The 22,676-nt window shown below is 71.2% G+C and carries 16 protein-coding genes; 8 read left to right on the top strand and 8 right to left on the bottom strand.

The genetic code is table 11. The features are described 5' to 3' along the window. Positions 1 to 11 precede the first annotated feature (11 nt). Positions 12 to 1,880 carry a DUF8823 domain-containing protein gene (locus tag JYK17_RS26135; protein WP_108008526.1) on the bottom strand — a complete coding sequence of 623 codons (1,869 nt, stop codon included), beginning with the start codon at positions 1,878 to 1,880 and terminating at the stop codon, positions 12 to 14. A 215-nt stretch (positions 1,881 to 2,095) separates the two neighbouring features. Further along, positions 2,096 to 4,813, bottom strand: a complete 2,718-nt coding sequence (locus JYK17_RS26130; protein ID WP_372465285.1) for a D-alanyl-D-alanine carboxypeptidase — start codon at positions 4,811 to 4,813, stop codon at positions 2,096 to 2,098. A 1,172-nt stretch (positions 4,814 to 5,985) separates the two neighbouring features. Here JYK17_RS26130 and JYK17_RS26125 point away from each other — a divergent pair. The 3 genes from JYK17_RS26125 (at position 5,986) to JYK17_RS26115 (ending at position 8,382) form a co-directional block, all read left to right on the top strand. Then, positions 5,986 to 6,744, top strand: coding sequence for a GOLPH3/VPS74 family protein (locus JYK17_RS26125; protein ID WP_108008530.1), 759 nt, complete (start codon positions 5,986 to 5,988; stop codon positions 6,742 to 6,744). Positions 6,745 to 7,119: 375 nt separating this feature from the next. Beyond that, a complete protein-coding gene (locus JYK17_RS26120; protein WP_108008532.1) occupies positions 7,120 to 7,977 on the top strand; it encodes a helix-turn-helix domain-containing protein in 858 nt (285 codons plus the stop codon). Positions 7,978 to 8,190: 213 nt separating this feature from the next. Beyond that, positions 8,191 to 8,382 carry a DUF397 domain-containing protein gene (locus tag JYK17_RS26115; protein ID WP_108008534.1) on the top strand — a complete coding sequence of 64 codons (192 nt, stop codon included), beginning with the start codon at positions 8,191 to 8,193 and terminating at the stop codon, positions 8,380 to 8,382. Positions 8,383 to 8,550: 168 nt separating this feature from the next. On the opposite strand, the gene JYK17_RS26110 is transcribed toward JYK17_RS26115, so the two are convergent. Then, positions 8,551 to 9,396, bottom strand: a complete 846-nt coding sequence (locus JYK17_RS26110) for a hypothetical protein (RefSeq protein ID WP_108008536.1) — start codon at positions 9,394 to 9,396, stop codon at positions 8,551 to 8,553. A gap of 85 nt (positions 9,397 to 9,481) precedes the next feature. On the opposite strand from JYK17_RS26110, the gene JYK17_RS26105 reads away from it, so the two are divergent. The 4 genes from JYK17_RS26105 to JYK17_RS26090 all read left to right on the top strand — a co-directional run bounded on the left by JYK17_RS26105 (position 9,482) and on the right by JYK17_RS26090 (position 12,632). Then, complete coding sequence (locus JYK17_RS26105) at positions 9,482 to 10,267, top strand: SDR family oxidoreductase (RefSeq protein WP_128802206.1); 786 nt, start codon at positions 9,482 to 9,484, stop codon at positions 10,265 to 10,267. Positions 10,268 to 10,494: 227 nt separating this feature from the next. After that, positions 10,495 to 12,069 (top strand): sodium:solute symporter family protein, encoded by a 1,575-nt coding sequence (locus JYK17_RS26100; RefSeq protein WP_108008540.1) that lies wholly within the window; start codon positions 10,495 to 10,497, stop codon positions 12,067 to 12,069. A 32-nt stretch (positions 12,070 to 12,101) separates the two neighbouring features. Continuing rightward, positions 12,102 to 12,434, top strand: a complete 333-nt coding sequence (locus JYK17_RS41255; protein ID WP_372465283.1) for a mycothiol transferase — start codon at positions 12,102 to 12,104, stop codon at positions 12,432 to 12,434. Between the two features lie 36 nt (positions 12,435 to 12,470). After that, a complete protein-coding gene (locus JYK17_RS26090; RefSeq protein ID WP_164932185.1) occupies positions 12,471 to 12,632 on the top strand; it encodes a hypothetical protein in 162 nt (53 codons plus the stop codon). Positions 12,633 to 13,261: 629 nt separating this feature from the next. On the opposite strand, the gene JYK17_RS26085 is transcribed toward JYK17_RS26090, so the two are convergent. Both JYK17_RS26085 and JYK17_RS26080 read right to left on the bottom strand, forming a co-directional pair. Further along, positions 13,262 to 14,377, bottom strand: a complete 1,116-nt coding sequence (locus JYK17_RS26085) for an ADP-ribosylglycohydrolase family protein (protein ID WP_108008542.1) — start codon at positions 14,375 to 14,377, stop codon at positions 13,262 to 13,264. A gap of 117 nt (positions 14,378 to 14,494) precedes the next feature. Continuing rightward, on the bottom strand, positions 14,495 to 17,779 hold the full coding sequence (locus tag JYK17_RS26080) for an ATP-binding protein (protein ID WP_222811299.1): 3,285 nt from the start codon (positions 17,777 to 17,779) through the stop codon (positions 14,495 to 14,497). Between the two features lie 90 nt (positions 17,780 to 17,869). On the opposite strand from JYK17_RS26080, the gene JYK17_RS26075 reads away from it, so the two are divergent. Then, positions 17,870 to 18,367 (top strand): DUF2165 domain-containing protein, encoded by a 498-nt coding sequence (locus JYK17_RS26075; RefSeq protein WP_108008546.1) that lies wholly within the window; start codon positions 17,870 to 17,872, stop codon positions 18,365 to 18,367. 28 nt (positions 18,368 to 18,395) lie between these two features. Here the strand turns inward: JYK17_RS26075 and JYK17_RS26070 are convergent, their stop codons facing one another. From JYK17_RS26070 to JYK17_RS26060, 3 genes are all read right to left on the bottom strand, one after another. Next, the gene (locus JYK17_RS26070) at positions 18,396 to 18,953 is read right to left on the bottom strand and encodes a hypothetical protein (RefSeq protein ID WP_222811298.1); all 558 of its coding nucleotides are present in this window, start codon (positions 18,951 to 18,953) and stop codon (positions 18,396 to 18,398) included. Positions 18,954 to 19,043: 90 nt separating this feature from the next. After that, on the bottom strand, positions 19,044 to 21,656 hold the full coding sequence (locus tag JYK17_RS26065) for a bifunctional FO biosynthesis protein CofGH (protein ID WP_108008548.1): 2,613 nt from the start codon (positions 21,654 to 21,656) through the stop codon (positions 19,044 to 19,046). 62 nt (positions 21,657 to 21,718) lie between these two features. Continuing rightward, entirely contained in the window at positions 21,719 to 22,567 is an 849-nt protein-coding gene (locus JYK17_RS26060) for an LLM class F420-dependent oxidoreductase (RefSeq protein ID WP_108008550.1), read from the bottom strand. Positions 22,568 to 22,676: the final 109 nt, after the last annotated feature.

Here is a 22,676-nt window from a genome sequence, read left to right as displayed (position 1 = left end):
GCGCCGCGCGGTCACTTCAGCTCGTCCGGGCAGGGAGTGCCGCGCGGCAGCTGGTACGGCGCCCCCAGCCGGTACGTCCCCGCCTTGGGCGCCACCAGGATCGTCCACTTGTCGCCCTTGTCGTCCTCGTCCGTCTGCATCAGACAGCCGTTGACGTTGTCGAAGGACTTGGGCGTGCCGTCGGCGCGGTGCTTGGAGGCCTCCGTCTCCTTCGGCGGTTTGACGCCCTTGCCCTTGGCGTCGACCAGGCCGAGCCACGGGGAGTAGGGGACGCGGATCAGCACCCGGCCGGGCTTCTTGACCTCGATGGTCAGCTCGCCCTGCTCCGCGCGGTCGACGACGGCGGGCGGGTCGGCGAGCGGTGTGGGGTCGGTGACCTTGAACAGCTGCCAGTTGGCGTCGCCCCAGATCTGCTTCAGATACGGCATCCCGCGCTGGACCAGCTCCCGCTCGCGCTCACCGCCGTCGCCGTCGGGCTCGCCCTTGGGCAGGACGACGAAGTGGACGGACCAGCGCTGCAGCCACTCGTGGTAGTTGGCCGAGTTGAGGGTGTCGTCGTAGAAGAGGGGGTTGCGCTCCATGTCGGCCTGGCGGTTCCAGCCGCGGGCGAGGTTGACGTAGGGCGCGAGCGCGGAGGCCTCGCGGTGGGAGGCGGCGGGGACCACCTCGACGCGGCCCTTCTCGGCGCCGACGTCCTGCAACTCGTTGACCAGGGGCGCCAGCTCGCGCGCCCAGGAGGCGGCGGGGGTGGTGTGGACGACGTCGTCGACCGCCTTGAAGCCGATCCAGAAGGTGAAGCCGGCGAAGGTCACCACGGTGAGGTACCAGTTCCGCGAACGCGGCACCGTGAACGGCAGCGCGGCGATCAGCGCCACGCCCGCGAAGAGCATCGCCAGGCGGGTGATGTTGGAGCCGATCTGCGAACTGACCAGCCACACCCCGAGCACCGACAGGGCGTAGACCGCTGAGGTCAGCCGGACGGTCGTCCAGTTCTTCGGTACGACCACGAAGACGACGACCGAGCACAGGAACGGCAGGATCACCGAGGCGAACTCCATCGGCTGCGTGCCGGAGAAGGGGAACAGCCAGGCCGACACGGCCACGACCAGGGTCGGCGTGATCCCCAGGGCCCAGGCGCCGGGGCGGCGTTTCTGCAGGAACAGGGCGACCGCGACCAGCCCCACGAACAGCCCGGCGACCGGGGACGACATCGTCGCCAGCGCGGCCAGGGGCGCCGCGCACAGCGCCTTCGCCCAGCGCTTGTAGCGCCACTTGTGCGGCCAGCAGAACACGACGGCGACCGCGCCGAGCGCGAACACGGTGCCCAGGCCGAAGGTCACCCGGCCCGAGGCGGCGTTGCACAGGAACGCGAAGACACCGGCAAGCGAGGCCCACAGCGGGTTCTTCACCGAGCGGCTGCGGATGAGGATCATCGTCAGCAGCCCGGCCGAGAGGGTCCCCGAGATCATCATCGTCGTACGGACGCCGAGCACCGACATCAGATACGGCGACACCATGCTGTACGACACCGGGTGCATACCGCCGTACCAGGCCAGGTTGTAGGCCGAGTCCGGGTGCCGGCCGACGAACTCGGCCCAGGCGTCCTGCGCGGCGAGGTCGCCGCCGCTGTTCGCGAAAGTGAAGAACCAGACGATGTGCAGGATGCCCGACAGGGCGGTGATCGAGAGCACCGGGTGGCGCAGCAGACGCTCGCGCAGGGCGAGCACGGCGGACATCAGGCGTGCCCGGCCGCCCTGTGCACCGTCCCGCGTACGGCCGGTGTCACGACCGTCCGCGCGCGGTGCGGGCACGCGTATTCGCGGGCCGGTTCCCGGGCCCGGATCGGCGTCGTCGGCGCGTGTCGGCTCCGCTGTGGCCACCTGAAGGCACTCCCCGTGGTGTCCCGTCTTCTGTTCTGGACGCATCCCGTCGGCCGCCCGTTCGCGGCTGCGTCCCCGGGGGTTCCCGGTCGCGTACCGCGAGCGACATCCTGCCCCGATTCGTGACGCTAGCACGCACCCCGCCGGTGGGCGCCCTGGTGGCCGCCTCGGCGGGGTGCTGCTGTGTCGCGTCCGTGACCCGGGGTGGCCGCGGGTCAGCCGATGCGCTTCAGCTTCGCGCCGAAGCCCGGCTCGGCGAGATCCTTCTGCAGCGCGACCGGGACCTTGACCGCGCCGTTCGAGCCGTCGCCCACGGTGAGGGTGCCCACCTGGGTGCCGGCCTTCGCGGTGTGCGGCACGTCGTCGGCGTCGAAGGACAGCTTCACCTTCAGACCGGCCCAGCCGACCGCGGTGACGTCCTTGGTCAGCACGATCGGGGTGTGGCCGCCGAGCTGGTCGTCCACGTATCCGACCACGGAGCCCTTCTTGAGGATCTTCGTGGAGGTCAGGGCGTCCTGCGCGGCGAGCATCGCGGTCTTGCTGACCGCGTTGACGGTGTCGATGATCGGCGCGGTGTGCTGGCCGAGGATCGCGCCGACGACGGTGACCGTCTCACCGCCGACCTCCTTGGTGGCGGCGAAGAGCAGGTTGCCGCCGGCCTTGGTGGTGGTGCCGGTCTTGATGCCGAGGGCGCCGTTGTAGGGGACCAGGGCGTTGTAGTTGCGCCACCTGTGACCGGACGGGTCGGTCCAGTTGGGCAGCTTGGTGATCTCCATCAGGGCCGGGATCTTCACGAGTTCGTTGCCGAGCTTCACCTGGTCCTCGGAAGTGGAGACGGTGGTCTCCTTCAGGCCGGAGGCGTCGGTGTACGTGGTGTTCCTCATCCCGAGCTTCTTGGCGGTGTCGTTCATCTTCTTGATGAACGCCGCCTCGGAGCCCGCGTCCCAACGGGCCAGCAGGCGGGCGATGTTGTTCGCCGACGGGATCATGACGGCCGACAGTGCCTGCCGCTCGGTGAGCACGTCGCCCTTCTTGACCGTGTTGAGGGTGGACTCGCCGTCCTTGTCGTAGCCGCCCTCCTTCTCCGCCAGCGCGTCGACCGTGATCTTCTCGCCCTCCGCGCCCGGCTTCAGCGGGTGGTCCTTGAGGACGAGGTACGCGGTCATCGCCTTGGCGACGGAGCCGACCGCGACGGGGGTCTGCTTGCCGAAGTTCCCCATCGTGCCGATGCCGTTGACGTCCATCCAGCCCTGGCCCTCGCTCGGCCAGGGGAGGTCCGCCTTGTCGCCGTCGAAGGTGTAGGAGTCGTCGGCGGTCAGGGCGAGCGTGGGGGTGGGCAGGGGGCGTACGGCCTGCACGATCGCAAAGACGATCACCAGGAGGAGGACCAGCGGGGTCCAGATCTTGACGCGGCGGACGAGCGTGCGGACCGGGGTCTGCGGCGGAGGCGGCGTGTTCGTCAGCTCGGCCAGCAGGTCCATGGGCGGCTTCGGCGGCAGCGGCTGCTGCGCCGTGCGCTCGGGCCCGACCTGCGGAACCTGCGCCGTGGCATCCGCCGGCTGCCTCGCCCCCGGCTCGTCCAACGGCTTCAGCGCCACGAACTTACTGGTGCGCTCAGCCGCGGGCGGCTCGGGCGCCTTCTTCTCGGGCGCCCTCTTCTCGGGTGCCTTCGGCACGTCCCCGAGCTTCAGCATGGTCGTGGGCTGATCCACCTGCGGTTTGGCCGGCGGGCGCTTGAAGATGGCGGTGGGTTGATCGACCGGCTTGCGGTCTTCACGGTCGGAGGGGGTGCCCTCCGGGGGCTTGGGCTTGCCGTCCGGGGTCTCGCTGCGCGAGGGGTCGCGCTTGGCGGGGCCGTCGCCGGTCTCGGGGGTGTTCTTGGCGTCGGCCTTCCCGACCGGGCTCGCACCGGCGGCGGACGCGTCCGCCTTGGAGGGGGTGGCCTCATCGGCGGCGGGGGTGTCGTCGGCTTTGGGGGCTGCGTCTGCGGCGGGCGCAGGGGCGTCAGCCTTGTCGGCCGGGCTCGCACCAGCGCCGGGCGCGCCCGTCTTGGGGGCGGTGGTCTCACCGGTTACGGGGGTGTCAGCCGCGGGGGCTGCATCTGCGGTGGCCGCAGGGGCGTCAGCCTTGTCGGCCGGGCTCGCACCAGCGCCGGGCGCGCCCGTCTTGGGGGCGGTGGTCTCACCGGTTACGGGGGTGTCAGCCGCGGGGGCTGCATCTGCGGTGGCCGCAGGGGCGTCAGCCTTGTCGGCCGGGCTCGCACCAGCGCCGGGCGCGCCCGTCTTGGGGGCGGTGGTCTCACCGGTTACGGGGGTGTCAGCCGCGGGGGCTGCATCTGCGGTGGCCGCAGGGGCGTCAGCCTTGTCGGCCGGGCTCGCACCAGCGCCGGGCGCGCCCGCCTTGGAGGCGGTGGCCTCATCGGCGGCGGGGGTGTCGGCCTTGGCGGCTGCGTCTGCGCCGCCATCAGGGGCATCGCCCTTCGGGGTGGAGCCCTCATCAGCGGCACGGGGGTCACCGGCAGCCGCCTTGGAGGCGGTGCCCGCCCTCGCAGCGGCGCCCTTGCCGTCGGCGTTGGTGGCCTCGTCGGCAGTGGACGTATTCGGCTCGGAACCCGCATCCGAGTTGTCGCCGGAGGTGGCCGGCTTCGGGGCCTCGGGCCCACTTGCCGTAGCAGCGCCGGAGACGTCCTCGGAGGACTCGCTTTCGTCCTCCGCGTCACCTACCGCCGCAGGCGCCCCGTTCCCCCCACCGTCCGCGGCGCCGGAATCATCCGCTCCGGCGCCCTCAGCAGGCTTCTCGCGGCCCGGGGCGGCTTCCGCGTCCTTGGAGTCGCCGGAGCGAACCCAGGCCGCCACAGCCGCGCGCAGGCGGTCGTCGCCGGACGAGCCTCCGGGGGCGTCACTGGACGCGCCACCCTCGTCACCCTCCGCCACACCATCCGCGGAAACGTCTCCGCCGCTTCCGGCACCTTCCTCGCGGTGGTCGCCTGAGCCCGCGGCACCACCATCCCGGTCCCCGCCCCCGCTCACGGCACCACCCTCGCCGTCCCCGCCTGCGCTCGCGGCACCGTCCTCGACGTCCCCGCCCGAGCCCGCGGCACCAACGTGGCGATCCGCGTCCCCGCTCGCGGCACCATCCGCGACGTCTCCGCCTGCGCCCGCGGCACCTTCCGCGCGGTCCTTGCCCGACCCCACGGCGCCACCATTGCGGCCCTCGCCCGAGCCCGCGGCACCATCCTCGACGTCTCCGCCAGCGGCACCATCCTCGCGGTCCTCGCCAGAGCCCGCGGCACCACCATCCCGGTCCCCGCCCCCGCTCACGGCACCACCCTCGACGTCCCCGCCCGCGCCCGTGGCACCGTCCTCGACGCCCCCGCCCGAGGTCGCGGCCCCATCACGGTCCCCGCCCCCGCTCACGGCACCACCCTCGACGTCCCCGCCTGCGCTCGTGGCACCGTCCTCGACGCCCCCGCCCGAGTTCGCGGCACCATCACGGTCCCCGCCCCCGCTCACAGCGCCCTTCTCGACGTCCGCGCCCGCGCCAGCGGCACCCCCCGCGTCCAAGCCAGCGCCAGCGGCACCCCCCGCGTCCAAGCCAGCGCCAGCGGCACCCCCCGCGTCCAAGCCAGCGCCAGCGGCACCCCCGGCGTCCAACCCGGCGCCAGCGTCCCCCCGTGCCGTATCCCGTACCGAGAACACCCGCGTCGCGGTGTCCACGCCGCCCGGCGTCCCGGCGTCACGCGCCACGGCCAGGCGTGGGTCTCGCGTCGAGGGTTCCTTCGTGCGGGCCTCGGGAACCGGGCCCGTGCTCCCCGACGTCGGTTCTGCCGACGACGCGCGCTTCTTCGACCTGTCGGGGGACTCGCCCGCCACCGATGCCTCCTCCTGCCGCACGCCCCGCGTGCGCTATCGAACCGTGAACCGCCGCCCGGAACACCGCTCAAACACGCTGTCCGAACCATGTACCAGTGTCCTGTGTGCGGGCTTAACCCCTGCGGTAGACGAGAACGACATACCTACCGGTTCCCTCACAAAGAGGTCACGCACTCTCGACAGACCAATGTGAGAGGGGTCACCCTGTCTTTCATCCACGCGGGGAGGCATGGATGGGCAGGAGCCGCAGAACAATTCCGGAGGAGCTTCTGCTGCTGGCATTGGACCCGACCACGGGTACCACTGCACAGCCGCAGTCGCTCGACCTCGGTCTGGCCGGAGCACAGCTAGTGGAGCTGGCGCTGGCCGGACGGATAGCCCCAGACGGGGATCGTATCGCCGTGGTGGCCCCACGGCCGACTGGAGATCCAACTCTGGACTGCGCATTGGAGTTGCTGCGAAGGCGTGGCGCTCCCGTGCGTGCCGTCCACTGGATCGGCGGGCCCCGACTAGGGCTGCGCCAGACCTATCTCTCGCATCTGGAGCGGTGCGGCATGGTGCATGCCGTGGCGGGCCAGATGTGCGGAGTGCTGCCGACGACGCGCTATCAGGCGACGGACACCGAAATCAGCCGGGAGATCAGGGCCCGGCTGGATTCAGCGATCCGTACCGGCGTGCCACCGGACCCGCGGACCGCGGCGCTCGCCGCCCTGGCCCACGCGGTCGGTCTCGGCAAGCACCTGTATCCGGGCAACGAGGGTCGGTCCTCGCGCTCCCGGCTGCGGGATCTGATCAGGCACGACCCGATGGGCGGCCTCGTGGCGCACGCCGTGATGGACGTCCAGAACGGCGTGGCGGCCCAGCCGCGCCGCAGCCCGGCCTCGCCGTCCGGGCGCCAGCCTGCCGGACCGTCCAGGTCCGCACCGGAACCCGCTCGCGGCGTTCCGATGCAGCCGCGCCGCGGTTCCATGGCGCGCGTCGTGGCGCACTGAGCCGCGCACCACGACGGGCAGCACGAAACCGCACGCGTACGGGCACGTACGTGCACAACCGCAGCACCACGCAGCACCACGCAGCACCACGCATTGCCGAGCGCCGCACCGAGCCTGAACAGGCAAGTCCCCAAGTCCGGTACGGGAGCCGCTGGTCCGCGCGGGGCGGCGGAACCGCTGTGCCCATCCGTCCCCACGGAGGGCCGCAGCGGTCCGCCGTCCCGCGCGGCCGCATGTCGCTCCGGCGGCCAACTGGCGCGTATGCAGCGCATATCCATCCGTTTGCCAGCGGCACGGAGCACCTTGGTGGCAGTCTGCTCAACAGCAGATACGCAAAGTGGCAAGTCGAGTCACGCAGCCGGAGGTGCACGTCCCGTGGCGTCCAATGTCAATCCCACCGTCAGGCGACGCCGGCTGGGCCAGGAGCTGCGCAGGCTCCGTGAGCTCAAGGGCATGACGGCCGAGGAAGTGGCGGAGCGGCTGCTGGTGTCGCAGTCGAAGATCAGCCGCCTCGAGAACGGCCGGCGCAGTATCAGCCAGCGTGACGTGCGCGACCTGTGCGGCGTCTACGAGGTGGAGGACCACCGCATCGTCGACTCGCTGATGCAGATGGCCAAGGACTCGCGCCAGCAGGGCTGGTGGCACTCCTTCGGCGACATCCCCTACAGCGTGTACATCGGCCTGGAGACGGACGCGGCGAGCCTCAGGGTCTACGACCCCCAGGTGGTCCCCGGTCTGCTGCAGACCAGGCAGTACGCGGAGGCCCTGATCACGGGGGCGCTCCCCGAGACCGCGGCCACCGACATCGAGAAGCGCGTCCAGGTGCGGCTGCGCCGGCAGGAACGAATCACCGCCCCCGACAACCCGCTGCGGCTGTGGACGGTGATGGACGAGGCCGCCCTGCGCCGTGTGGTGGGCAACCGCTCCCTGATGCGCGACCAGTTGGAGCAGCTCGTCGAGCACTCCCAGCTGCCGCACGTCACCGTGCAGGTCATCCCCTTCGACATGGGCGCGCATCCCGGCCTCAACGGCCAGTACGCGATCCTGGAGTTCCCCGACGCGGCCGACTCCAGCGTCGTCTACATCGAGGGCGTCACGAGCGACCTGTATCTGGAGAAGGCCAACGACGTGCAGAAGTACAGCGTGATGTACGAGCATCTGCGCGCCCAGGCCCTGAATCCGGACCAGTCACGGCAGTTCATCGCGGACATCGCGAAGGAGTACGCCCGCTGAAGCGAAGCACAGTACACCTTCCATAGGCAGTACTGGAAGACTCATCTGGAATATGCCACCCGGTCGAGTGAATGGTCACTTCGTACGCCGGGGTTGGCGAGTAGCGTCGATCACGCCACCACACACCAGAGGTTGGCGCAAACCGCGCTGTGGGTCCGGAGCCGGATCCGGTGTGCGGTGACAGCAACTCACAACTGGCAATTCGGAGCAAAAATGGCAATTCGTCAGGGCGCCACGCGGACATGGACCAAGTCCTCGTACTCCACCGGCAACGGCGCGTGCGTCGAGATCAAGTCACCGGTCCGCGCGGCCATGGCCGTCCGGGACTCCAAGGTTCCGGAGGGTCCCGTACTGGCCTTCCCGGCCGACGCGTGGAACACCTTCGTCGGCTCGATCAAGGCGTGAGGGGAGGATCTTCCTGATCCTCGGCCGAGTTCAGTCTCCACAACTTCACAAGCACCACAGCTACATAGGCAGCACCGCTTCACAAGCAGCACATGAAGAGCCCTCTCGACCAGTTCGCCGTCCTTGCCGAGGGGGCTCGGCTTGTGCCCGGACGCGGCTGAACCGCCCCTACCTCAGCCGGTCGACGTACGTGTCCGTGCCCGGCACCGTCGGGACGAACGGCGCCACCAGTTCCACCCTCCCCAGCCCCGCCTCCCGCACCGGCGCATCCAGGTCCGCGAAGTACGCCTCCCAGCACTCCCGCGGATCCGCCTGCAGAAACCACAGCAGGGTCAGCCTGGTGTCCACGCCGTCGACCTGCTTGACATAGGTCATGCGGTCGCCCGGCAGTGGGGTGGGCCGGAAGACGGTCACCATCGCGGCCGGTGAGCCCGCCACCCGCTTCGGCAGATGCCGTGAGCGCAGCCATTCGAGCAACTCCCCGCGCTGCTCGGCAGATTCGGCGTCGATCACCTCGACGACCAGCCCCGCGTAGGGATGGTCGAGGGCGTGGACGTCGCGCGGCCCCGCGGCCCCGTCCCGGTAGACCGTCGCCTCGTGGTCCTGGAACGCCGTGAAGACATGCGTACGGTCCTGATAGACCCGGGCGTCGCGGTTGAGGCGCTTGTTGATGGCGACGGTCCACCTCATGTGGTCGTCGTAGCGGCCGTCGGTGATCCAGTACGTCGAGAGGTAGCAGCCCGCGGTGACCGGCTGGGCGATCGCCGACTTCTCGGGGTAGCGCAGGAGTTGGAGGTCCCGGGTCGCCACCCAGCGGCGCCCGGCGAACATCCAGGGCATGGCCATCGCGCCGGCGTAGTAGTGGTCGTCCTCGTACCAGCGGTTGTACGCGTACTCATGGCCGGGGTGGGGCTCCACCATGGTGATCAGGGCGTGGCCCGGACGGACCTCGTAGGGCCCCACCGCGGCCAGTTCGGCGTACGTCCCGCTGCGGGTGCCGCTCTCGTCGGACATGGGCGTTCCCCTTCCTTCGTCGGCCGCTCGCCCATACTCTGACGCCCCGTCAGACAATGCGCCAGGGTCAGTGCGGAGGTCGGTCATGTCACTGCTTGCGGGCAAGACGGTCGTCGTGTCGGGGGTCGGCGCGGGGCTCGGGCACCAGGTCGCGGCGGCCGTCGTACGCGACGGCGGGAACGCCGTGCTCGGGGCGCGCACCGAGGCGAACCTCGCCAAGAGCGCCGCCGAGATCGATCCGGACGGGACGCACACGGCGTACCGGCCGACGGACATCACGGACGAGGCGCAGTGCGAGCGGCTGGCGGAACTGGCGCGGGAGCGGTTCGGGCGGATCGACGCGGTCGTCCATGTGGCCGCCTGGGACAGCTACTTCGGCGGGCTCGAGGATGCGGACTTCGCCACCTGGCAGTCGGTGATCGACGTGAACCTGCTGGGTTCGCTGCGGATGACCCGGGCCTGTCTGCCGGCGCTCAAGGAGCGCGGGGGCTCGGTGGTGTTCATCGGGACGCAGTCGTCGGTGGCCGCCCCCAGCCAGGTCAGGCAGGCGGCGTACGCGGCCTCGAAGGGGGCGCTGACCAGTGCGATGTACTCCCTCGCCCGGGAGCTCGGCCCGCACCGCATCCGGGTCAACACCGTGCTGCCCGGCTGGATGTGGGGCCCGCCGGTGCAGGCGTACGTCCAGTTCACGGCCCACACGGAGGGCGTGCCCGAGCCCGAGGTGCTGCAGCGACTCACCGGCCGGATGGCGCTGCCGGACCTGGCGACCGACGGGGACGTGGCGGACGCCGCGGTGTTCCTGGCGTCGGACCGGGCACGGGCCATCACGGGGCAGTCGCTGCTGGTCAACGCCGGGGAGCTGATGCGCTGAGACCACGCCCCCACCATCGTCGGTTGTTCATGTGAGTGAACAGAGGTCAACAAGACGAACATCTTTACTTGCTCTTGACCCTACGTCCGCTTGTCGTGTCCGCGCAACCGCACCCACGATGAGCGGGCACTTCGCGGCCTCTCCCGGCTTCCCTCGCCCCTACCCCGCTCAGGCGAAGTGCCAACCAACTGAGCGCGGTTCACAAGGCGGACCCTGGAAGGGGGCTCATGAACAGTCTCGACTGGGCCGTGCTCATCGGCTACTTCGGCGTGATGGTGGCCATCGGCGTCTGGTCCCACAAGCAAGTGGGCAATGTCAGCGACTTCTTCACGGCCGGCGGAAAGATGCCGTGGTGGCTGTCCGGCATCTCCCACCACATGTCGGGCTACAGCGCGGTCCTGTTCACGGGGTACGCGGGCATCGCCTACACCTACGGTGTGACGTCCTTCGTGACCTGGTCGTTCCCGATCGCCCTGGGCATCGCCATCGGCTCGAAACTGTTCGCGCCACGCATCAACCGGCTGCGCTCACGGCTCCATGTGGCCTCGCCGCTGGAGTACCTGAAGAACCGCTACGACCTCAAGACCCAGCAGGCGCTGGTCTGGTCGGGCATGCTGCTGAAGATCGTGGACGTCGCCGCGAAGTGGGCCGCGATCGCGACGCTGCTCGCGGTCTTCACCGGCGTCACACTCAACCAGGGCATCCTGATCACCGGCGCGATCACCGCCGTCTACTGCACCATCGGCGGCCTGTGGGCGGACGCGCTGACCGAACTGGGCCAGTTCATCATCCAGTTGCTCGCGGGCATCTCGATGTTCGTCGCGGTGGTGCTGAAGCTGAACGACAAGGGCATCGGCATCTTCGACGCCTTCGACCAGCCCGCCCTGCACGGCCACGACAAGCCGCTGGTGGGCCCCTACGGCACGGTCTTCCTGCTGGCGTTCCTCTTCATCAAGCTCTTCGAGTACAACGGCGGCATGCTCAACCAGGCCCAGCGCTACATGGCGACGGGCAGCGCCCGTGAGGCCGAGCGCTCGGCGCGGCTGTCCGCGATCCTGTGGCTGGTCTGGCCGGTCGTCCTCTTCTTCCCGATGTGGATGTCGCCGCTGCTGGTGCACGCGCAGAAGCCGGACGGCTCCGACTCCTACGGCCTGATGACCGAACAGCTGCTGCCGCACGGGCTGTTGGGCCTGGTGATCGTCGGGTTCTTCTCCCACACGATGGCCATGTGCTCCTCCGACGCCAACGCGATCGCGGCGGTCTTCACCCGCGACGTGGCGCCGGTGGTGTCGCGCGCGGCGCGGGCCTGGAACGAGCGTTCCGGTCTGATCGCGGCGCGGGTGACCACGGTGATCTTCCTCGGTCTGTCGATGGCGGTGGCGACGCAGGTCAACTCGCCGACCTTCAAGGACATCATCACCGTCGTGATCAAGTGGGTGGCGGGTCTGATGGGCCCGATCGCCATCCCGATGATGCTGGGCCTGCTGCGCCAGTTCAGGCGCTCCGGCCCGACGGCCGCGCTCGTCAGCTGGGCGATGGGCCTGCTGGCCTTCTGGCTGGTCAACTACCCGATCAGCTGGAACGTCGACGGCGGCGTCCCGCTCCAGTACCAGGTGTCGATCCCGCTGGCCGTCTCCCTGGTGCTGTACATCCTGGTCGGCTATCTGAAGCCGGAGGACACCCCCGACCGGCTGGGGGTCATCGAGAGGATCAACACGGACGACGACAGCGCGGCGGTCGCCGTACCGGCTCCGGCGGGCGAGGTGGAGGACGTCACCGGGCGTACGGCAGTAAAGGACTGACGCATCGTCAGCAGTGCGCGAGGGCCCGGGCCGTGACATGCGGCCCGGGCTCTTCTGCGTGCAGACGTGCAGACTGGCCGTATGACACCGACCGAGCTTCCACAGCAGCGCACCGCGGGCGTCCTGCAGATGGCGGAGGAGGTCGGCTTGAGGTCCGCTGCACCAATCTGCTGGGTCTGGTCAAGCATGTGACCTTCGTAGAACTGGGCTACCTGGGCGACACGTTCGGGCGTCCCTCCAGAGCCGAGCCCATGGGCCGCGGAGGCATACGCCGAGGACCCCGACGCGACATGTGGGCCACCGCCGACCAGTCGCGCAAGCACATCGCCGACCGCTGTCGCAGGGTGTGGGCCACGCGCACGTGACTGTCGAGGCGCTGCCCCTGGACACCGGCCGGCAGGGTGTCGTGGTGGCACGCCGACATCCTGCGCGAGACGATCGACGGCGCGGTGGGGATGCGGGAGGACAACTCCAGCCTGCCGTCGGACGACGCGGAGTGGTGGAAGCAGTACCGCGACCGGCTGGAGCAGGTCGCCGAGGAGGCCGCGCGCAAGGCGCCGTAGGGTCCGGGAGCGAGGCGCCGTAGGGCAGCGGTCAGGCGCGGGGATACCTGGTGAGCCGACCCGGCGCCGACCCCGCGGGGCCATACAGCGCGAGACAACTCCAGCCTGCCGTCGGACGACGCGGAGTGGTGGAAGCAGTACCGCGACCGGCTGGAGCAGGTCGCCGAGGAGGCCGCGCGCAAGGCGCCGTAGGGTCCGGGAGCGAGGCGCCGTAGGGCAGCGGTCAGGCGCGGGGATACCTGGTGAGCCGACCCGGCGCCGACCCCGCGGGGCCATACAGCGCGAGACAACTCCAGCCTGCCGTCGGACGACGCGGAGTGGTGGAAGCAGTACCGCGACCGGCTGGAGCAGGTCGCCGAGGAGGCCGCGCGCAAGGCGCCGTAGGGTCCGGGAGCGAGGCGCCGTCAGGCGCGGGGATACCTGGTGAGCCGACCCGGCGCCGACCCCGCGGGGCCATACAGCGCGAGACAACTCCAGCCTGCCGTCGGACGACGCGGAGTGGTGGAAGCAGTACCGCGCCCGGCTGGAGCAGGTCGCCGAGGAGGCCGCGCGCAAGGCGCCGTAGGGTCCGGGAGCGAGGCGCCGTAGGGTCTGCGGGCAACGCGCCGTAGTCCGGGAGCGAGGCGCCGTCAGGCGCGGGGATACCTGGCGAGCCAGCCCGGCGCCGAACCCGCGGGGCCGTGCAGCGCCGGGCCCTGGGTCATCTCCATGGCGAAGTCGTCGGCCAGTTCCAGGAGTGTGGGGCGGCCCTCCAGTTCGGCCAGCCAGCCCGGCGGCAGGGCCGTCTCGCCGTGCAGGGCGCCGAGCAGTCCGCCGGTCAGGCAGGCCGTCACGCCGGACGGGCCGTCGTGGTTCACGGCGAGGCACAGACCGTGCCGGACGTCCTCGCCCACCAGCGCGCAATACACGGCGGCGGCCAGCACGCCCTCCGCCGTGCCGTCCCCCGCCAGCTCGGCCACCCGGGCCGGCGTGGGCATGCCCTGCCGGACCGCGCCGAGCGCGTGCTGCAGCGCGGCCCCGACCGACTGGTGCCCGGGCCGCGCGGCGAGCAGCGCGAGCGCCCGCTGCACGGCGCCGTCGAGGCTCTCGCCGCGGGCCAGGGCGTGCACGATCACGGCGTACGCCCCCGCCGAGAGATAGCCCATGGGATGCCCGTGGGTCTGCGCCGCGCACTCCACCGCGAGCTGCACCACCAGCTGCGGCTCCCAGCCGACCAGCAGCCCGAAGGGCGCGGAACGGGCGACCGCCTCGGGCCCGACCTCGCCGGGGTTCTTGGGCACGTCCAGCGTCCCCATGGTCTCGTCGCCGAAGCCGAGCAGCAGGCAGCGGGCGGGGTCCCGGCGGGCGTAGAGCCACTCCTCGCGCGCCAGCCAGCCGTCGTCCTTGCGGCGTTCGTCGGGCCCCCAGTCGCGCTGGGTGGCCGCCCAGCGCAGATACGCCCGGTGCAGATCGGTCGGCGGATGCCAGGCGCCGGTGTCGCGGCGGACCTGGGCGCGTATCAGCCCGTCCACGCTGAACAGGGTGAGCTGCGTGAGATGGGTCACAGCGCCGCGTCTGCCGTACGCGAAGGCGAGATCGACGACGCCCTCGGCGCCGTAGGCCTCTCTGATCTCGTCGAAGAGCAGCCCGTCGACGGGCGCTCCCAGCGCGTCGCCGAGGGCGGATCCCAGCAGGGTTCCGCGCACCCGGCTCCGGAAGTCCTGCTGCTCGACACGGCCCCAGACGGCCCCGGTCGTCACGTCCACCAAGACCTCCCCTCCGGCACCGCCCGACCATGACAGCTCAGCACTGTAATCGAACGGGAACGGTGGGTTGAGGGGGCAGAGTGATATGCGAAATGCCGACCGACTGATCCGGACTGGTCAGTTTTCGACCTCGGTGACCGCTGTCAGATAGTGGCCGATGCGCTCCCGGTCGGCGCCGGGGCTCTCCCGGAGTTCGGTGAGGATGCAGGTGAGGTAGGCGAGGTGGTCCCAGTCGCGGGTCGCGGCCAGGAGGTCCGCCAGGCCCCGGTCGGCGTCCGCCCAGTCGGCGAGGGCACAGCCGGTGAAGCACCGGCCCTGGGCGCGCTCCAGCTCGTTGGGGTTTTCGCTGTCGTCCAGGAGCCGGGTCAGCTCCCGCCACAGGGGCCCGGCGTCGCTCAGTCCCTCGGAGCCGCTGACGACCATCGCCAGGTGGAAGGTGCCGGCGATCGGTTCGGCCACGCGCAGGGCCTCCGCCATCCGCCGGGCCTCGGCCCACCGTCCGCGGTGCCGGTGCGCCTCGATGCGGAGCTCGTCCAGTTCGGTGTTGGGCTCCGCCACCCGTTCCGCATCGGCGAGCCTCGCCTCCGCTTCGTCCCAGCGGCCGGCCAGTTGCAGCACGTCGACGGCCCTGCGGCGCGCCCAGTCCGCCTCCTCCCCGAGGGCGACGCACCGGTCCAGGTCGGCCAGCGCCCGGTCGATGCGCCCCGTCGCGACGAGGACCCGCGCCCGCTGGTAGTAGGCCCACCCGTACTCGGGGTCCAGGTCCAGGGCCCGGTCGAGACACCGCAGCGCCTCCTCGTAGTTCTTCTGTACGCGGTGCACCGCTCCGAGACTGGCCAGCGTGAGGTCGTAGTCGGGGTTCCGTTCCAGGACCCGGTGGAAAAGGGCGACGGCCTCCTCGTAGCGGCGGTCGAGCCGGTATTCCTCCCCCAGCTGGTGGCTGAAGGCGTCGACTCCCGGGTCGAGTTCGACGGCCCGGTGCAGGTCCTCGTACATGCCCGTCCGGTCGCCCAGCCGATCGCGGACCTTGGCGCGCACCAACAGGGCCCAGGAGTAGTCGGGCTTCAGCTCCACGGCACGGTCGAGGTCGGCCAGCGCCTCCTCGCTCCGGTCCAGCGCGAGCAGTACCTCTCCCCTGCTCGCGAGCGCAGACGGATAGTCGGGCCGGAGGGAGACGGCCCGGCTCAGCTCGGCTACGGCGTCCTCCAGGCGGCGCGCGCGACGGTAGGCGTCACCGCGTTCCGACGCGATCCAGGCCGCGTCGGGAGCCCGCGAGACCGCCCGGTCGAGGTCGGCGAACTCCTGCTCCGGCTCTCCCCTGCTGCCGTGCAGCCGGGCTCTTCGCACCAGCGTCCACAGGTCGTCGGTGATGCTCAGCGAGCGGTTGAAGTCGGCGAGCGAGGCGTCGTACTGCCCGAGACCGTGGCGGGAGACGGCCCGCCCGGTCAGCGCGGCCGTGTCGGTCGGATCGAGGGCGATCGCCCGGTCGAAATCGGCTACGGCCTCCTCGAAACGGCCGGCCAGGCGGTAGGTCTCCGCGCGCTCGGTGAGGATCCACCCGGTGTCAGGGGACAGTTCGTCCGCCCGGTCGAAGGCGGCCAGCGCCGCCGGGAGGTCTTCCATCAGCTGGAGGGTGAGACCACGGCAGTAGTGGGCCACGTGCTGCTCCGGATCGAGCTCGATCGCGTGATCCAGGTCCGCCAGGGCCCGTGCGTACTCGCGGCGGACGCGCAGTTCCCTGGCCCGCAGCACATGGGCCATCGCGCGGCCCTCGGCGTCGAGTCCCGGGCGGGTCAGGAGCAGGTCGGCCGCTCTGATCGCCGCGGACTCCTCGTCCGCGAGCGCCTCGCCGAGGTCCCGGCCCCAGTCGAGCAGGACCGGGTGGTCCGTGGCCGTGCCCGCGTCCTCCAACATGCGTGCCCAGCGTCGCCCGGTGACGTCGTCCGCGTTGTAGCAGGCCTCGACGAACCTGCCCAGGGCGTCGGCGAGCGCCGCGGGCGGGCGGGCACAGAGCTGGTGGTAGGTCTCCTCCAGGAGCAGCGCCCGCCACTCCTCGTCCTTCCACAGGCTGCCGTTTCCCCAGCTCGCCTCGCAGTCCGCGCGCCACTCGCCGTAGGCCTCCGCCAGCTTCCGATGCCGAGGCGCCCAGACCCGCGGATGCTCGCGCCGCTCAAGGCGCAGCATCTGCGTTCGTACGACGTCGTGGTACTGCGTGCGCTCCCCGCCCGCGTCGACGAAGGGCAGCGACGTCACCCACTCGTACAGCTCGTCCCGCTCCTCGTCCGGGCGGTCGACCAGGACCCGGAAGACGTCCGCGTCCAGCCACCGGGGCAGGGCGCACAGCGTGGCGACGTCCCGGCGGGCCCGCGGCTCCCCGTCCAGGAACCGGCTCACGGCGGCGGTGCTCGGATCGCGTACGCCCTCCGGGCCGACCGGGGAGTTCGTCGCGAGCGTCGACACGAGGACCGGCAGGCCGCCCGTGATCCGCAGTACCGCCTCGACGACCGGCTCGGCCACCACCCCGCGCGTGGCGAGCAGCCGCCGCGCCTCCGCGTCGGTGAACGGCTCCAGCGGTACGTCCGCGACGGAGTACAGTCCGCCGCGGCCGAGGTCACGGGCGCGCTGCCCGGCGGTGACCACGACGAGGGTGACGGGGAGCCGGCGCTCCTCCTCGTCGCCGGTGAGCATGTCGTGCAGCCACGGTTCGAGATACGGTCCGGTCCGCTCGTACGTGTCGAAGAACAGGACGACCCACCGGCCCCCGGAGGCGGCGTCCCGCAGTCCGCGCAGCAGCAGCGGGGTGAGCACCTTCTCCGGTGTCAGCACCAGGTCCCGGTCCTCCTCGTTGCGGAAGCGGGCGCCGAGCCCGGCCCGCAGGCGGTCCGCGCCCTGGGCGAGCCGGTCCGCGGGGATGCCCCTGGTGACCACACCGGCGAACGGGATGGTGGCGTCCACCAGGCCGAGGCCCATCTGCACGGCAGCCGTGCTGCCGGCCGACGCCGTCGGCGGTTCGGGGGACGACGCGGCGACGGCGGCCGCCTCCGCCTCGCGCCGCCGGTCGCGGTAGGTCACCAGGCGACGCTCCAGCGCCTTCAACCTGCGCCCCTGGTCCGCGAACTGACGGCAGATCACGTCGAGAGCCTCGGGCACGCTGCCGGCGCCCTCGCCGACGTACACGGTCAACGCGCCCCGTTCGCGGGCCAGATGGCGCCATTCGCGGATCAGCGAGGTCTTGCCCACGCCGGCGGGGCCGTGCACATGGAAGCGGAGACGGTGCCGGCTGTCCTCGGGCGGGATGTCGAAGTTCCGTGCGAACAGGCGGCGTTCGGACTCCCGGCCCACGAACCCGGCCCGCACGCTCTGCCCGTCCAGCCCCTGCAGCGACGGATCCGACTGCGCCACCGGTACGTCCTCTCGCCCGCGAACCCCGACCCTTTCATTCTGGCTCACCTTGTGGCGGGCCCGCTGATCGTCACAGGGAGAATGGCTGTCATGACCACCACCCCCCGAAACCCGCTGACCGTCACGGCCGCGCTGCTCACGGCCACGGTCGCCCTCTACATCGCCCTCGTCGCCTTCGGCAACATCACCGACTTCGGGACGAACCAGGCGTTCGTACAGCATGTCCTGGCGATGGACACCACGTTCAAGGACGACGACCTGATGTGGAGAGCCATCACCAACAAGGGCCTGCAGAACACCGCTTACGTCGCCATCATCGTCTGGGAGACCGTCGCCGCGCTGGTCCTCGTCTACGGCACCTGGCTCTGGGCCCGTCGGGAGAGCGCCCGCGCCCGCGCCGTCTCCACGTACGGCCTGCTGATGCTTCTGCTGCTGTTCGGCGCCGGGTTCATCGCGATCGGCGGCGAGTGGTTCTCCATGTGGCAGTCGAAGACCTGGAACGGACTCGACGCCGCGCTGCGGGTGTTCGTGCTCAGCGGGGTCGTGCTGATCGTCGTGCAGCTGACCGGCCGCGGGACCGAGGACTGACCGGCAGTCGGTCTGTCTGAGGTCCCGCCTACTTCACCACCGCGACCTTCGTCCCGGCCGTCCCGAACGCCCACATCGCCGTCCCGTCCGCCGCCCGCATCCGGATCCCGCCCGTCGGAGTCCCGGAGGCGGGCGGCGGCGAGGAGCCGTCGAGGGCGTTGGAGAAGGCGATGTTGGAGCCGGACTTCACCGAGAAGTACACGATGTGCTCGATCTGCACGCCGTCGGAGCCGGTGATCGGGCCCTCGGTGCGGGTACCGACGGTGTAGGTCCCCGGGTCCGGGGCGACCGTGCCGGGCCAGACGGCGAAGGTGCGCCGGGCCGCGTCGCCGGCGTCGACCAGCCAGACCGTCCTGCGCCCGAGCGAGTAGACGATACGGCGCCCGGTTCCGGAGCCGTCCGGCACCGCGGCGGGCGCCTTGGACGCGGTGGGCTTGGGATGCGCCGTCGCCGACGCGCTCGGCCGGGCCGCGACCGCGTGCGGCTTCGGTCCCTTGTCGGCCTGCACGGCCAGGACGGTGACAGCGGCTATCGCTCCCACCGTCAGGCCGGTCACCCAGACCTTCGAGGCTGGCACGGCTCGCATCTCCTCGGTCACAGGACCCCGCGGGCCCCTCGATCCCCCCGGACCCGACGGAACAGGGGTCCGATCATCGTACTGTGGCGCTTCCGCTCCTCAGTCCAGTACGGGCAGCAGCTGCGGCAGGTGCCCGTCGGACGCCGCCGCCGCGCGTTGCCGCTCCTCGGGTACTTCGCCGTAGAGGGTGGTGCGCGGTTTCGCGGGGCGTCCGGCGGACTCCGCGACGGCGATCAGGTCCTTGACGGACTTGTAGGAGCCGTAGGAGGAGCCCGCCATCCGGGAGATCGTCTCCTCCATGAGGGTGCCGCCCAGGTCGTTGGCGCCGGAGCGGAGCATCTCGGCCGCGCCCTCGGTGCCGAGCTTGACCCAGCTGGTCTGGATGTTGGGGATGTGCGGGTGCAGCAGCAGGCGGGCCATCGCGGTCACCGCCCGGTTGTCGCGCATCGTCGGGCCGGGGCGGGCGATGCCCGCGAGGTAGACCGGGGCGTTGGTGTGGATGAAGGGCAGGGTCACGAACTCGGTGAAGCCGCCGGTGCGTTGCTGGATGCCGGCCAGGGTGCGCAGGTGGCCGAGCCAGTGCCGGGGCTGGTCGACATGGCCGTACATCATCGTCGACGAGGAGCGCAGGCCCAGCTCGTGTGCGGTGGTGATGACCTCGATCCAGGTGGCGGTGGGCAGTTTGCCCTTGGTCAGGATCCAGCGGACCTCGTCGTCGAGGATCTCGGCGGCGGTGCCGGGGATCGAGCCGAGGCCGGCCTCCTTGGCGGCGCTCAGCCACTCGCGGATCGACAGGCCCGTGCGGGTGGCGCCGTTGACGACCTCCATCGGCGAGAAGGCGTGCACATGCATGCCGGGCACGCGCTCCTTGACCGCCTTCGCGATGTCGAAGTACGCCGTGCCGGGCAGGTCGGGGTGAATGCCGCCCTGCATGCACACCTCGACGGCGCCCAGCTCCCAGGCCTGCTGGGCGCGGTCGGCGACCTGGTCCAGGGAGAGGGTGTAGGCGTCGGCGTCGGTGCGGCGCTGGGCGAAGGCGCAGAAGCGGCAGCCGGTGTAGCAGACGTTGGTGAAGTTGATGTTGCGGGTGACGATGTACGTCACGTCGTCGCCGACCGCGGATTTGCGGACGTCGTCCGCGACGCGGCACAGGGCGTCCAGCGCCGGGCCGTCCGCGTGCAGCAGGGCGAGGGCCTCGTCGTCGGTGAGGCGGGTCGGGTCGTCGGCCGCCGTCGCCAGCGCCGCGCGTACGTCCGTGTCGATGCGCTGCGGCACCATGCCGGGCGCGGCCGCCTCGCGCAGTTCGGCCCAGTCGCCGTAGACCTCGTCGAAGTCGTCGCGGCGGTCGGAGGTGCGGCCCTCGGTGTCGATGGTCGTGTGCAGGTCGGTGCGGCCGGTGGGGACGAAGACCTCCTCCGGTTCCTGCCAGGCGTGGCCCTCGACGACCGCGTCCGGCCGGGCGAGACCGGTCCTGGGGTCGGCCAGGGCGTTCACGTGCGGGCGCAGCCGCGGGTCCAGCCAGGGCTCGCCGCGGGTCACGAACTCCGGGTAGACGCACAGGCGTTCGCGCAGCTCGAAGCCGGCCGCCGCGGACCGCTCGGTGAGCTCCTCGATCTGCGGCCAGGGGCGCTCGGGGTTGACGTGGTCGATGGTCAGCGGGGACACCCCGCCCCAGTCGTCGATGCCGGCGCCGATCAGCCGCTCGTACTCGGCGTCGACCAGGTTCGGCGGGGCCTGGAGGCAGGCGGACGGGCCCATGATGTGCCGGGCGACGGCCACCGTCGCCACCAGCTCGTCCAGCTCCGCGTCCGGCATGCCGCGCATCGCGGTGTCCGGCTTGGCGCGGAAGTTCTGGATGATCAGCTCCTGGATGCCGTGGTACGCCCGCGAGATCTTCCGCAGCGCGAACAACGACTCCGCCCGCTCCTCGTACGTCTCTCCGATGCCGATGAGGATGCCGGAGGTGAAGGGGACGGAGGAGCGGCCCGCGTCCTCCAGCACCCGCAGCCGTACGGCGGGTTCCTTGTCCGGGGAGCCATAGTGGGGACCGCCGGGCTCGGACCACAGGCGGGTCGCGGTCGTCTCCAGCATCATGCCCATGCTCGGGGCAACGGGCTTGAGCCGCTGGAAGTCCGTCCAGGACATCACGCCGGGGTTGAGGTGGGGCAGCAGGCCCGTCTCCTCTAGGATGCGGATGGAGATGGCGCGGACATAGGCGATGGTGTCGTCGTAGCCGTGCGCATCCAGCCACTCGCGCGCCTCGGGCCACCGCTCCTCGGGCTTGTCGCCAAGGGTGATCAGGGCTTCCTTGCAGCCCAGCGCCGCGCCCTTGCGGGCGATGTCGAGGACCTCGTCCGGCGACATGAACATCCCGTGCCCGGCCCTGCGCAGCTTGCCGGGCACGGTGACGAAGGTGCAGTAGTGGCACTTGTCCCGGCACAGCCGGGTCAGCGGGATGAACACGCTCTTGGAGTACGTGATGACGCCGGGCCGCCCCGCCGCCTCGAGGCCCGCGTCACGGACCCGGGCGGCGGACGCGGCGAGGTCGGTCAGGTCCGCACCGCGGGCCTGGAGGAGGACGGCCGCCTCGGCGACGTCGAGCGCCACACCGTCCCGGGCGCGTTTGAGCGCACGACGCATGGAGTTCCCGGTCGGGCCGGTGCCGCCGGGGCGGTCGGAAGAGCCGGTTCCGGAGCTCACGGAAGTCGTCATCCTTCGAGCATACGGTCGAGCTGATCAGTGCCGAGAGGTCAGCCCGGGAAGGCGCCGAGAGGTCAGTCCAGGAAGGCCTCGTACCCCTCAAGCACCCGCAGGACCTCCGCCTCCCCGGCCGGCGGCAGCTGGACCACGACCTCCTCGATGCCCAGGTCCGCGTAGTGCGCGAGCTTGCCGGTGCTCGGGTAGACGGCGTACGGGACGATCTGGAGGGCGTCCGGGTCGCGGCCCGCGTCCGCCCAGTTCGAGCGCAGCACCGGCAGCGACTCGGTCAGGCCGCGCCCACCGATCGGCATCCAGCCGTCGGCGTAGGCGCAGATGTGGGAGAAGAGCTTGGGGCCTGCGGCGCCGCCGACGAGGGTGCGCGGGCCGGTCACCGGGCCGCGCGGCTTCTGGGCCGGTTTGGGGTGGGCGTGGGAGGCCCGCACACTGCCGAACTCCCCTTCGTGGGCGGTCGGTTCCTCCGACCACAGGGCACGCATCAGGGCCATGCGGTCCTTGACCAGTTCGCGCCGGGTGCGCCACTCGACGCCGTGGTCGGCGGCCTCCTCGACGTTCCAGCCGAAGCCGAGGCCGAGGGTGAAGCGGCCGCCGGAGAGGTGGTCGAGGGTCGCGATCTGCTTGGCGAGGGCGATCGGGTCGTGCTGGGCGACCAGCGTGATGCCGGTGCCGAGGCCGAGCCGCTCGGTGACGGCGGACACCTGGCCGAGGGCGACGAAGGGGTCGAGGGTGCGGCCGTACTCGGGCGGCAGGTCGCCGCCCGCCGGGTACGGTGTCGCGCGCTCCACCGGGATGTGGGTGTGCTCGGGCAGATACAGGCCCGCGAAGCCGCGCTGTTCCAGCTCCCGCGCGAGTCGGACGGGGGCGACGGTCTCGTCGGTGAGGAAGATCGTGACAGCGATGCGCATGGCCCTTCTTTACCCGGCACCCTGCCAAAAGTCCATACCGACCAGTCGGCCTCATTTTCACGGAGAACCGGCGGAAGTACCTTCACGGAGAACTGGCGGAAGTACCGTC

It is taken from the genome of Streptomyces plumbidurans, assembly GCF_019857225.1.
Classification (GTDB): Bacteria; Actinomycetota; Actinomycetes; order Streptomycetales; family Streptomycetaceae; genus Streptomyces; species Streptomyces plumbidurans.
The sequence above is the reverse complement of the archived record's forward strand: the minus strand, read 5'-3'. Positions and strand labels throughout refer to the sequence as shown.

Coding starts and splice junctions, on each gene's coding strand:
- JYK17_RS26125 (WP_108008530.1), top strand. CDS start 5,986: ATGGGCAGGAGCCGCAGAACAATTCCGGAGGAGCTTCTGCTGCTGGCA.
- JYK17_RS26115 (WP_108008534.1), top strand. CDS start 8,191: ATGGCAATTCGTCAGGGCGCCACGCGGACATGGACCAAGTCCTCGTAC.
- JYK17_RS26110 (WP_108008536.1), bottom strand. CDS start 9,396: ATGTCCGACGAGAGCGGCACCCGCAGCGGGACGTACGCCGAACTGGCC.
- JYK17_RS26105 (WP_128802206.1), top strand. CDS start 9,482: ATGTCACTGCTTGCGGGCAAGACGGTCGTCGTGTCGGGGGTCGGCGCG.
- JYK17_RS26100 (WP_108008540.1), top strand. CDS start 10,495: ATGAACAGTCTCGACTGGGCCGTGCTCATCGGCTACTTCGGCGTGATG.
- JYK17_RS26075 (WP_108008546.1), top strand. CDS start 17,870: ATGACCACCACCCCCCGAAACCCGCTGACCGTCACGGCCGCGCTGCTC.
- JYK17_RS26070 (WP_222811298.1), bottom strand. CDS start 18,953: ATGCGAGCCGTGCCAGCCTCGAAGGTCTGGGTGACCGGCCTGACGGTG.
- JYK17_RS26065 (WP_108008548.1), bottom strand. CDS start 21,656: ATGACGACTTCCGTGAGCTCCGGAACCGGCTCTTCCGACCGCCCCGGC.
- JYK17_RS26060 (WP_108008550.1), bottom strand. CDS start 22,567: ATGCGCATCGCTGTCACGATCTTCCTCACCGACGAGACCGTCGCCCCC.